Origin of the sequence: Streptomyces sp. NPDC048295 (assembly GCF_040652135.1) — a bacterium.
GTDB lineage: Bacteria > Actinomycetota > Actinomycetes > Streptomycetales > Streptomycetaceae > Streptomyces.
The window spans coordinates 1-12,312 of sequence record NZ_JBEZLL010000008.1 but is presented as its reverse complement, the minus strand read 5'-3'; the positions used below and the strand labels follow the sequence as shown (position 1 = coordinate 12,312).

At 72.6% G+C, this 12,312-nt stretch carries 2 protein-coding genes; both read right to left on the bottom strand.

The features are described from left to right. Positions 1–38 precede the first annotated feature (38 nt). On the bottom strand, positions 39–1,358 hold the full coding sequence (locus tag AB0D53_RS13945) for an MFS transporter (RefSeq protein ID WP_362444881.1): 1,320 nt from the start codon (positions 1,356–1,358) through the stop codon (positions 39–41). A gap of 5 nt (positions 1,359–1,363) precedes the next feature. After that, on the bottom strand, positions 1,364–12,232 hold the full coding sequence (locus tag AB0D53_RS13940; RefSeq protein ID WP_362445617.1) for an amino acid adenylation domain-containing protein: 10,869 nt from the start codon (positions 12,230–12,232) through the stop codon (positions 1,364–1,366). Between the last annotated feature and the right edge of the window lie 80 nt (positions 12,233–12,312).

Sequence of the window (12,312 nt, the reverse complement as noted above, 5' to 3'; positions counted from 1 at the left end):
ATCTTGCGGAACCGGCCGATACTGCGGCTATATCGCGGTTATCTCTCGGAATCGGACGATGAACCGGCCCGTTCCGCCGTTCCTCCTTCCGGCTCCTCGGCCGGTACGTCCGCTTCGTCGGCACGCCGGGCGCAGCGCACCGCGGGGATCAGCGCCGAGGCCACGAACGTCGCCAGCATCACGGCACCGACCCCCAGCACCGTCCTCGTCGTTCCGACGGAGCTCAGCGCGAACCCGCCGGCCAGTGAGCCCAGCGAACTGGCCCCGGAGCTCAGCAGGCCGGAGACGCCGCCCACCCGGCCCTGCATCTCGTCCGGGGTCATCCGCACCTGGTAGACGCCGGCCAGCACGTTGAGTACGGCCCCGGCGAAGGAGGAGCCCGCGAACAGCGCTGCCAGCAGGTACACCTCCTGAGCGAGCGCGACCAGCGGCATCAGCACCGTCCAGACCCCGAAGATCGCGATGATGACCGGGCCGGGGCGCAGCCGCCGGACGAACTGCGAACCGGACAGGGCACCGGCGATCCCGCCCAGGCCCGACACCAGTCCGATGACGCCGATCGCCGCCGGGGAGCCGCCGTTCTCCTTGACGATCAGGATCAGCGCCAGCGTCAGGGCCTGGAAGAGGATGTTGGTGACGGCGACCAGCGAGATCGCGGCGCGCAGGAAGCGCTGGCCCAGCAGCCAGCGGATCCCCTCGGCCATTTCGGCCCGCAGCCGCAGCGGCGAGCGGCGGCGCTCGGTCTGGAACTCCCGGCGTATCGACAACAGGCTGACCAGGGCGGCGACATGGGACACCGCCGCGAACACGAACGGCGACCACCTGGCCACCCCGTACAGCGAACTGCCGAGCGGCTGCCCCAGCAGGCCCGCGGCCCGGGTCCTGGCCTCGTTCCCCGACAGGGCGGGGGACAGATGGTCCGGGTGGACCACGTTGCGGACCGCCGCCCGTTCGGAGAGCCGGTAGAAGATCGACGCCGTGCCGCCGACGAAGGCGGCGGCCATCATGTGGATCAGCCACAGCCGGTCGCTGAACACCGCCACGGCCACGCTGGTCATGGCCAGCAACGCCACCACATCGCAGACGATCATCGTTCTGCGGCGGTCCAGGCGGTCGACCACCACACCCGCGGGCAGCTGGACGAGCAGCATCGGCAGCAGCCCTGCGAAGCCCACGAATCCGGCGTCGGTGGGCGATCCCCCGTACCAGACCATCAGCAGCGGATAGGCGACGTTGGCCGTCCGGTCGCCCAGCGCCGAGACGCCGGCGCCCAGCCACAGCAGCAGGTAGTCACGGTTTCGGCGCAGCGGCTCGGGGGGCCGCTGCGGGCCGGCCGCGGTGGCCGGCCCGTCAGCCATGCCCTTCACCGGGACGTGTCCCCGGATCCGTCCTGCTCCAGGAGCGAGGTGTGGCGCCTGGCCACCTCGGCCCCGGACTCGCCGTTGGTGAGGACGACGAAGCCGTGTCCCGGCCCCAACCGGCACATCGCCATGGCGTGGTAACCGGCACCGCCGCCGCCGTGCCCGAACTGGATGTCGGGACCGAGGTCGTCGACGACCGTGCCCAGCCCGTAGGAACTGTGGGGGTGCTGCGCCGTGAGCATCTCCTGGGCCGAGCCGGAGGTGAGCAGCGCGAGCGGGCGGGCGAGGCGTGCACGGCGGATCTCCAGCGCGGCCTTCGCCAGGTCGGCCGCCGTCGTCCACAGCCCGGCCGCCGCCGTCTCGGTCCGCGTCAGCCAGCCCCCGTCGAGGGGCCGGCCGTCCGGGTCGTGGCCGAGGGCCACGGGCCGGTCCGGCTGCTCCGGGAACGCCGGGTCGAAGCTGCTGTCCGTCAGGCCCAGCGGCTTGAGGACGACTTCGTCCATGAGATCGGCGAAGGCCCGGCCCGTGGCGTCCTCCAGTACCTGCTGGACCACCGAGTAGTGGACGTTGGCCTTGCGGAAGACCTGCCCCGGCTCCAGTTCGGGGCGCGCGGGCGCGCTCACCCCCGGCCCCCTGCCGTGCAGAAGGTCCGTCAGCGACGGAGTGCGCTGTCCGCGCGGCAGGTGCACGACGGGCGTCGGCGCCAGACCGGAGAGGTGGCCGAGCAGCTGCCGCAGGGTGATCCGGAAGCCGTCCGGTACCCGCCAGTTGCGCAGATACGCGTTGACGTCCTCGTCCAGGTCCACGACCCGCTGCTCGACCAGCCGCAGCACACCGAACGCGGTGATGTGCTTGCTCAGGGACCCGACCTGGAAGACGGTCCCGGGGGTGACCGGGTCGGTGCCGCCCGCCGTCAGGACACCGTGTGCCTCGACGGACACCAGCTCGCCGCCCCGGATCACGGCGATGCTCGCCCCGGGAACGCCGTCCACGCCGTGCAGCGGGCTCGCGGCCGCGCCGGAGGCCACGGGCCGCGCCACTTCCGGTGTCCGGGCCGCAGCGGGCACCGGCCGGCTCTCCGGCAATGCCTCGGCGGCTGCGGCCACCGCCTCCAGCGAGTCGTCCTGGTAGACCGTGAGCAGGGAGATCTGGAGACCGGCCCGGCGGGCCGCCGCGATCATCTGGAACACCACGATGGAATGACCGCCCAGCGCGAAGAACCGGTCGTGCACCCCGACCTGTTCGACCTGGAGGGTCTCGGCCCAGATGGCGGCCAGCGTCCGCTCCACCGGGGTGCGCGGCGAGACGACCGGCGCACGGCCGGGCCCCTGGTCGTCCGGGTCCGGCAGCGCCGCGCGGTCCAGCTTGCCGTTGGCGGTCAGCGGCATCCTCTCCAGCGTCACGAACACCGTCGGCACCATGTACGGGGGCAGGCTCTCGCCGGCCCGGTCCCGCAGGTCCTCGGGGTCCGGCGCTCCGCCGGGCGCGGCCGTCACATAGGCGACGAGCCGTTCGGCCCCGTGGGAGGCGCCCTTCCGCAGGAGGACCCGGGCCTCGGAGACCTCCGGGTGGGTGACCAGGACCCGTTCGATCTCACCCGGTTCCACCCGGTGGCCGCGAATCTTGATCTGGTCGTCGGTGCGGCCGAGGAACTCCACGTTTCCGTCCGGCAGCGTCCGGGCCAGGTCCCCGGTCCGGTACAGCCGGCCGCCGGGCACGCCGTACGGGTCCGGTACGAACCGGTCGGCCGTCAGGCCGGGCCGGCCGGCGTATCCGCGGGCCACCCCGGTCCCCCCGATGTACAACTCGCCCGTCGTTCCCCTGGGCACCGGCTCCAGACCGCGGCCCAGCACCAGCAGCCGTGCACCGGGGACCGCCCTTCCGACGGGAACCGTCCCGCCCTCGCGCAAGGCGGGGATCACGGTGTCCACGGCGCAGCCGGAACTCGCCACCGTCGTCTCGGTCGGTCCGTAGGAGTTCAGGAGCCGCCCCTCGCCCAGCGCCCGCGCCCAGGTCCGGGCCTGCTCCGCCGGCAGCGCCTCGCCGGCCACCACGACCACGTCCGTCACCTCGGCCAGCCGCTCGGGGGCGATCTGCTGGCCGAGGATCTCCAGGTGGCCGGGCGTCAGCTTGACGAAACCGTAGGGACCGCCGTCCAGGAGCCGCTGTCCGAGCGTGTCGAGATCGGCGTCCTCGGGCAGCAGCCGCACCGGCTGCCCGGCCAGCAGCGGCGCCCAGAGGCTGGGAACCACGAGGTCGAAGGCGACCGAGGAGAACAGCGGGGCGCCACCGCCGCCGCCGGCCAGATAGGCGTGCAGCGCCCACCGCAGGTAGTTCGCCAGCCCCCGGTGGGTGACCTGTACGCCCTTGGGGCGTCCGGTCGACCCGGACGTGCAGATCACGTAGGCGAGGGTGTCGGGGTCCGTGAACTGCTCGGGCGCCGTCCCCGGCAGGGCCGCGACCGCCTCCCGGTCACGGTCGAGAAGTATGTGTTCTCCGTCGAACGCGACCGGTTCCACGAGGTCCGAGACGGTCACCAGTAGATCGGCTCCGGCATCGGCGAGCATGTCGCGCAGCCGCCCGGCGGGGACGGACGGGTCCAGCGGCAGGTACGCCCCGCCCGCCTTCCACACGCCCAGCAGCGTGGCCATCAGGCCGGTACCGCGCTCCAGCAGCACCCCCACGACGGACTCGGCGCGGACGCCGGCCGCCCGCAGGCGGTGCGCGATCCGGTTGGCACTGACGTCCAGCTCCGCGTAGGACGTCGTCGTGTCGCCGGTGGACAGGGCCACCGCGTCAGGGGTCCGGGCCACCTGTTCCCGCCACGCCAGGGGCGCGGTCCAGGAGACCGGCTCCACCGGATCGCCGGGGGCGGCCGCCCCCGGGCCGGTCAGCTCGTCCCGCTCGCCCGGCGGCAGGAAGACGGTCCGGGTGTCGCCGTCGCCGCCGGCGGCGATCGATTCCAGTACCGACCGGTACATGGCGGCCAGGCGCTCGACACCGTCCCGGCCCAGGAAGGCGCTGTCGGCGTTGAGCTGGAGGCCGCCCTCCACGGTCGAGACGCCGAGCGGCACCTCGATACGGCTGAAGCCGCCGATGTCGCCGGAGGCGGCGGGGGCCGCGACGCCCGCACCGGCGGCGGCGAAGTCGTGGTAGCTGAAGCGGACGTCGATGAGCGGGCCGCCGTCGCCCAGCTCGTGCTGGATGGCGTGCATCGGGAAGTGCCGGTGCGGCCAGGCCTCGATCTCCCGGTCGCGGACCTGCCGCACCAGGTCGTGCCAGGTCGCGGCGGACAGGTCGACGGGGAACGGCAGCGGGTTGAGATGCGATCCGTACACCCGGTCCGCTCCTGGTGCCTCGGGGCGGCAGTGGGTGACCAGGCCGGTGAAGAACCGGCGCTCGGGTGTCAGCTGGCTCAGTACCTTCAGGTGCGCCGCCAGCAGGACGCTCTTCAGCGACGCCCCGGCGTCGGCCGCCACCGCGCGCAGACCGGTCAGCAGGTCGTCCAGCGGCACCCGGGTCCGGTACCGGTCGTCCGGGCCGTCCGGGTCGCCCCAGCCGGTCGGGAGGGCGAACCTGGCATGGCCGTCGACGATGCCGCTCCAGTACGCGCGGTCCTCGGCCGAGGCCAGGGCACGCTGCTCGGCGTCGACGGTGTCGGCGAACCGGACGGCGGGCGGCTCGTACGGCGCGACGGCCCGCCCGTCGCGGAAGGTCCGGTAGAGATCCAGCAGTTCGGCGCGGAACAGCCCGAACGTCCAGCCGTCCATGATCAGATGGGACTGGACGACGGTGAGCTGCCAGTCGCCGCCCGGGAACCTGTGGATCACCAGCCGCAGCAGCGGGGCCGTGCCGTGCGGGAGCGGTGTGCCGCTCTCCTCCTCCACCAGCTCCCGCAGCGCCCGGTCCCGTTCGTCGGGGCTCGCGGTGGTCAGGTCCACGACCCGCAGCGGCACCTCCGCGGTGGTGTGCACCAGTTGCAGGGGCACCGAGTACGACTCGGTGTCCACACCGGTGCGCAGCGCGTCCTGGCGGGTGACCAGCTCGCGCAGGGCCCGCTGGAGCGGTTCGCGGGAGAACGGTTCCGCGGCGCCGATGCGTACCGACGAGACCCGGTGGTAGTTCAGCGGACCGTCGCCCGCCAGCATCTCCACGAGCATGCCCTTCTGGGCCTGCGTCAGGGGGTAGGCGTCGGCCACCCCCTCGGGCAGCAGGGCCCGGTCCGCCTCGGTCAGCAGCGCGAACGGCGCCACCGCCGACGGAGCGGGCGCCGCCGTCCCCCCGGCCGGTCCGGCGCAGAGGGCGTCGATGGTCTGGTGCTTCAGCACGTCGCGTGCCGTGACGGTCACCCCCGCCGCCGCCATCCGGGATGCGATCACCAGGGCGTTGAGGGAGTCGCCGCCCAGCTGGAAGAAGCCGTCGTGGACACCCACCCGGTCCCTGCCGAGCGCGTCCCGCCAGATGCCGGCGACCCGCTCCTCGACCGGGGTGCGCGGCGCGACGTAGGAGGCTCGGGCGAACGCGTCCTCGTCGGGTGCGGGCAGGGCGCCCTTGTCGAGCTTGCCGTTGGCGGTCAGCGGGATCCGCTCGATGTCCTGGTACGCCGCCGGGACCATGTAGTCGGGCAGCGAACGGCTGAGGTGGGTCCGCAGCTCCGCGGGGCCGGGCAGCGTGTCGCCGTCGGGCACGAGGTAGGCGATGAGGCGTTTCTCGCCGGGGGTGTCCTCACGTGCGGTGACGACGGCCTCGCGCACCCCCGGATGGGCCGCGAGGGTGGTCTCGATCTCGCCGAGTTCCACCCGGTAGCCACGGATCTTGACCTGGTGGTCGATCCGGCCGAGGAAGTCCAGGCTTCCGTCGGGACGGCGGCGCGCCAGGTCGCCGCTGCGGTACAGCCGTGCCCCCGGCGGCCCGAACGGATCGGGTACGAACCGCTCCGCCGTGAGGTCCGGCCGGTTCAGATAGCCCCTGGCCACCCCCGGTCCGCCCACGTGGATCTCACCCGCGGTTCCCTCGGGCACCGGATGGCCGTTCGGGTCGAGCAGATGGACGTCGAGGTCGCTGAGCGGGCGCCCGATCGGGTTGCCGGTGTCCGCGTCGAGGTCCTGCCTGGTGATCCGGTGGTACGTCGTGTGCACCGTCGTCTCGGTGATGCCGTACATGTTGGCCAGCGCCACCCGGCCCAGGCTCAACCGCTTGGCCCACGGCCGCAGATCGGCTGTCTCCAGCCTCTCGCCGGCGAAGATCACGGCCCGCAGCGACAGCCGTTCGACGCGCGGGTCACCGTCCGCCGCCGGAGCCAGCAGCGAGCGGAACGCCGACGGTGTCTGGCAGAGCACCGTCACCTCCCGCTCGACGAGCAGGTCCAGGAAGACATCGGGCGAACGAGTCGCGTCCTGGTCGACCACGACCAGGGTCCCGCCGTGCAGCAGGGCGCCCCACAGCTCGAACACGGACACGTCGAAGGCGTAGCTGTGGAACATCGCCCAGACATCGGCCTCGTCGTAGGCGTAGTGCTCCTGGGCGGTCCCCATGAGGCGCACGACGTTGCGGTGAGCGAGGGTGACGCCCTTGGGGCGGCCGGTGGATCCGGAGGTGTACATGACGTAGATCGCGTTGTCCGGCGAGACCTCCGGCGCGGGGGCCGTCGTCGGCTCGGCGCCGAGTGTCTCCCGGTCCCGGTCGAGCACCACGAGCGGCCCTTCGTGGGCGTCCTCGACCAGGGCCAGCGAGGCCGAGTCGGTGACCAGCACCGACGCCCCGGCGTCCTTCAGGATGTACGCCAGCCGGTCGGCCGGGTTGGCCGGGTCCAGCGGCAGATAGGCGGCTCCCGACTTGAGGACCCCGAGCAGTGTCGGGATCAGGTCGGCACCGCGCGGCAGGCACACCCCGACGAGCTTCTCCGGGCCCGCGCCCAGGGCCCGCAGCCGGTGGGCCAGCCGGTTGGCGCGTGCGTCGACCTCCGCGTACGACAGCGACACGTCCCCCGCCACCACCGCGACGGCGTCCGGCGTCCGGGCCGCCTGCCGCTCGAACAGCTCGTGGACGCAGTCCCCGGAGGCTTCCGGCACGAGGGGAGCGGCCGCCAGGGCGGCGGTCCGGCCGAGGGGCCGCTCGCGCTCGCCCTCCGGCAGGTACACGGCCTGCGCGTCGCCGTCGTGATCGGCGGCCATGGCCTCCAGCACCGTGCGGTACATGCCGGCCACCCGTCGCGCGTGGTCCGCGTTCATGAAGCTGTCCCGGGTGTTCACGTAGAGCCGGTCTCCTCGGTTGAAGACGGTGAAGTCGAACTCGTTCGTCGCACTGGTCATGCGCGTCCCGGTGGCGACCTTCCCGGTGTCGACCTGCCGGAAGTCGATGTAGTTGAAGTAGGTGTTGATGAGCCGTCCGCCGCCCCACTCGTGCTGGACGACGGGCATCGGACAGCGGCGATGCGCCCACAGCTCGACCTCGCGGTCGAAGACCTGGGTGACCAGCTCCCGCCAGGTACGGGCGGAGCGGTCCATCGCGAAGGGCAGGGTGTTGAGGTACATGCCCAGCACCCTGTCGGCGCCCAGGGCTTCGGGCCGGGTGTCGACGACGAGCCCAGAGTGGTACGCGGGTTCGTCGGTGAGCTGGCCCATCACCTTCATGTGGGCGGCCATCAGCACACTCTTCAGGGACACCCCGGCCGACGCCGCCAGCTCCCTGAGCCGGCCGGCGAGATCGTCGAACGGCACCTCGTTGTAGAGGGGGTCGTCCGTGCCGCCCGCCCACTCGGGAGGCACGGTCACGGGGACGTATCCGGAGGTGATCCGTCGCCAGTACGCGCGGTCGTCGGGGGACCGGAGGGACTCCAGTTCGGCGGCGATCGCGTCGGCGAACCGTACCCGGGGCAGGTCGTACGGTTCCGGCTCCGCGCCGTCCCGGACCGCCCGGTAGCAGTCGAGGAGTTCCACCAGGAGCTGGTGGTAGCTCCAGCCCTCGGTGATCGCGTGCGACTGGGTGAAGGTCACCCACCACGCGTCGTCGCCCTCGTCGTGGGCGACGATCCGGAACAGCGGCGCCCGTTCGATCGTGAAGGGCTCGGCGCGCTGCTGCGCGACCAGCTCCGAGCGGACGGCGACCAGCTCGTCCTCGGAGAGCCCGCGGACGTCATGGACCTGCACCGGGATCTCCGCGGTGGCGTGCACCAACTGCAGCGGCGCGGAGTAGCCGGTGAGCCGGAAGGAGGTGCGCAGCACCTCGTGGCGCGCGGCCAGCACCGCGGCCGCCCGCCGCAGCGCGTCGGGGTCCAGCGGCTTGTCGTCGGCCACCCGGAAGGTGTTGATGATGTGGTATGCGCTCCGCTCGCTGTCCATCATCTCGATGAGCATGCCGATCTGGGTCCGGCCGACCGGGTAGGCGTCGGTGACACCCTCCGGCAGCTCCGCCCGGTCCTCGTCGGTGATCAGCGCGAACCGCTCGGTGAAGACCTGGTCGGCCGGCTCCAGACCGTCCCGTTCGGCGATGAGCCCACACAGCCGTTCGACGGTACGGGCCTCCAGCACGTCCCGTACGGCGATGTCGACGCCTTCCGCGCGCAGGGCACCGACCAGGGCCACCGCGCGGATGGAGTCGCCGCCCAGGTCGAAGAAGCCGTCCCGTACGCCGACCCGTTCGACACCGAGCGTGTCCCGCCAGATCTCCGCGACCCGTCGTTCGTTCTCCGTGCGCGGGGCCACGTACTCGCCCCGTACGAAGGACTCGTCGCCGGGGGCGGGCAGGGCCCGCTTGTCGACCTTGCCGTTGGGCGTGAGCGGGACGGCCGCCAGCCGGACGAACGCGGTGGGCAGCATGTAGTCGGGCAGGGTCCGGGCGAGCCGTTCGCGCAGTTCGTCGGGGGGCAGCGGCTGTTCGTCCAGGGCGGTGAAGTAGCCCACCAGCCGTTCGTCGCGCACCACCACGACGGCCTGGCGCACCCCGGGGTGGGTGCCGAACGCCTCTTCGATCTCCCTGAGTTCGACGCGGTGGCCGCGGATCTTCACCTGGTCGTCGACGCGGCCGAGGAAGTCCAGGGCACGGTCGGCGCGCCAGGCGGCCAGGTCACCGGTGCGGTACAGCCGCGCGCCGGGCGGCCCGAACGGGTCGGGCAGGAACCGTTCCGCGGTGAGCGCGGGCCGATGGAGATAGCCGCGGCCGACGCCGGCCCCGCCTACGTACAGCTCGCCCGCGGCGCCGACGGGAACCGGCTGGAGCCATGCGTCCAGCGCGTACAGCCGGGTGTTGCGCACCGCCTCGCCGATGGGCACCCGGCCCTCGCCCGGCCGGTCCGGCACGAAGGCGTGCGTGACGTCGTCCGAACACTCGGTGGGGCCGTAGGCGTTGACGAGCGGGATGTCCGGATAGCGGTCCAGCCAACGGTCGCACAGTTCCGCGGGCAGGGCCTCGCCGGTCACCACCAGCCTTCGCAGGCAAGGCAGTTCGGGGGCGGGAGCCCCGGCGTCCCAGAAGTCCAGACTGGTGCGCAGGAGGGACGGCACGACCTCCAGGACGGTGATCCCCTCGTCGGCGACGCACCCGAACAGTGCGCTCGGATCGAGAGCGGTGTCGCCGTCCACGATCCGGACCCGGCCGCCGGTGACCAGGGCCGCCAGCATCTGCCAGACAGAGATGTCGAAGGCCGGCGGGGCGTTGAACACCACACCGTCCGCCGGGCCGAGCCCGAGGTCCTCGATCTTGGCCAGCAGATGGTTGCCCATGCCGCCGCGGTGGACCATGGCACCCTTGGGCCGGCCCGTCGAGCCCGAGGTGTAGATCACATAGGCCAGGTCGTCGTCCGCGGCGACGGGTTCGAGGCCGGTGGAAGGATGCCTCGACCACGCCTGCTCGTCGTCCAGCAGTACGGTCACGATCGCGTCGTCCATGGGAACCGCGTCGGCCGGCCCGCGCCGGGTCAGCACCATGCGCACCGCGGCGTCGTGGAGCATGAAGTCGAGCCGTTCCGCGGGAGTTTCGGGATCGAGCGGCAGATACGCGCCGCCGGCCTTGAGCACCGCCAGCACGGAGAGGACCAGCTCGGGCGAGCGCTCCAGGCAGATGCCCACGACGACACCCGGGCCCACACCGAGCTCCCGGAGCCGGTGGGCGAGCCGGTTGGAGCGGGCGTCGAGCTCCTGGTAGGTGGTCACCGAGCTGCCGGTGACCACCGCGGTGGCGTCCGGAGCGGCCGCGGCCCGGCGCCGGACCTCGTCCGGCACCCGCAGGGTCACGGGGGTCCGCCCGGTCGCGGTCAGTTCGTCGAGCAGGAGGCGGCGTTCGTCACCGGGCAGGTGGGTGGCACGGGCGTCGCCGTCGGCATCGGCGGCCATCGCCTCAAGCACGGACCGGTACATGCCGCACAGCCGCTCGCCGTCGGCCCGGCTCAGAACGGCCGTGTTCGTCGTCAGGTTCAGCCGGTCGCCGCGGCAGTGCACCGTGATGTCGAACTCGGTCTGCGAGACGCCGAACCGGGCGTCGGCGCGGACGTCACCGGAGGCGCCGCCCGGTTCGGCGCCCGCGGCATCGAGTTGCGGCAGGTCGACGTAGTTGAAGGCGACATCGACCAGACGGCCGCCGTGCCAGTCCCGTTGCATGGCGGGGAACGGGTAGCGCCGGTGCGGCCACAACTCGGCCTCGCGGTCGAAGACCTGGGTGACCAGCTCCCGCCAGGTGCGGGCGGAGCGGTCCGCCGGGAACGGCACCGTGTTCAGGTGCATGCCGTAGACGCGGTCCGCACCCGTCAGCTCGGGACGTGCGTCGCAGACGAGGCCGACCTGGAAGGCCGGGGACTCGGTGAGCTGGCTCATGACCTTGACGTGCGCGGCGAGCAGCACACTCTTGACGGAGACCCGCAGTTCGGTCGCCAGGTCCCGCAGGGAGCCCTCGATGTCGTCGAGCGGCACCCTCAGGTCGTAGCTCTCGCCCGGGCCCTCCTCGCGGCCCCAGCCGTCGGGCAGGGTGAACGGCGTGTGTGTGTCCACCACGTTCCGCCAGTAGGCGGCGTCGTCCTTCGACCGCAGGGCCGCCAGTTCGGCGGCGATGTAGTCGGCGTACCGGACGGCGGGCGTGTCGTACGGCTCCGGCTCCAGGCCGTCGCGCAACCGCCCGTAGACGCCCATCAGTTCAGTCAGCAGCCAGTTGTGGCTCCAGCCCTCGGTGGTGGCGTGCGGCCGCGCGAGCGACAGCCACCAGCCGGCTTCGGCGTCCGGTCCGGCATAGGCGGCCACCCGCAGCAGCGGAGCGCGGCTCAGGTCGAACTCGGCGTCCCGCTCCGCGCCGAGCAGACTCATCAGCTCGGCGCCGGGAGCACCGTCGGCGCCGGCTGCCGTGGTGGGCACCCGGTGGACGGTGACCGGTACGTCCACCGCGGCGTGCACCAGCTGCATGGGCAGCGAGCAGGAGTGCAGGTCGAAGGAGGTGCGCAGCATCTCGTGCCGGCCGACGACCCTGCGGGCGGCCTCGCGCAGCGCCTCCTCGGAGAAGGCACGGCTGTCGGAGATCCGGTAGGAGATGAAGCTCCGGTAGGTGTCGCCACCGCCCAGCATCTCCACCACCATGCCGGTCTGCACCTGGGACATCGGGTAGGCGTCGGCGAGGCCGTCGGGCAGCTTCGCCCGGTCCTCGTCGGAGATCAGCGCGAACGGTTCCACCGGTTCGTCGGCCGTCGTCAGCCCGGCCCGCCCGGCGAGGAGCCCGCTCAGCTCACCGACCGTCCGGTGAGCGAGGACATCGCCGACCGAGACGTCCAGCAGCTTCTCGCGCAGGGCGCCGACGAGTGCGACGGCGCGGATGGAGTCGCCTCCCAGGTCGAAGAAGCTGTCATGGACACCGACCCGGTCCACACCGAGGACTCCGCGCCAGACTGCGGCGATTCGTTCTTCTGCGGGGTTGCGGGGTGCGGTGTATGTGGTGTGTGCGTAGGCGTCGTGTCCGGGGGTGGGGAGGGCTTTTT

Coding starts and splice junctions, on each gene's coding strand:
- AB0D53_RS13945 (WP_362444881.1), bottom strand. CDS start 1,358: ATGGCTGACGGGCCGGCCACCGCGGCCGGCCCGCAGCGGCCCCCCGAG.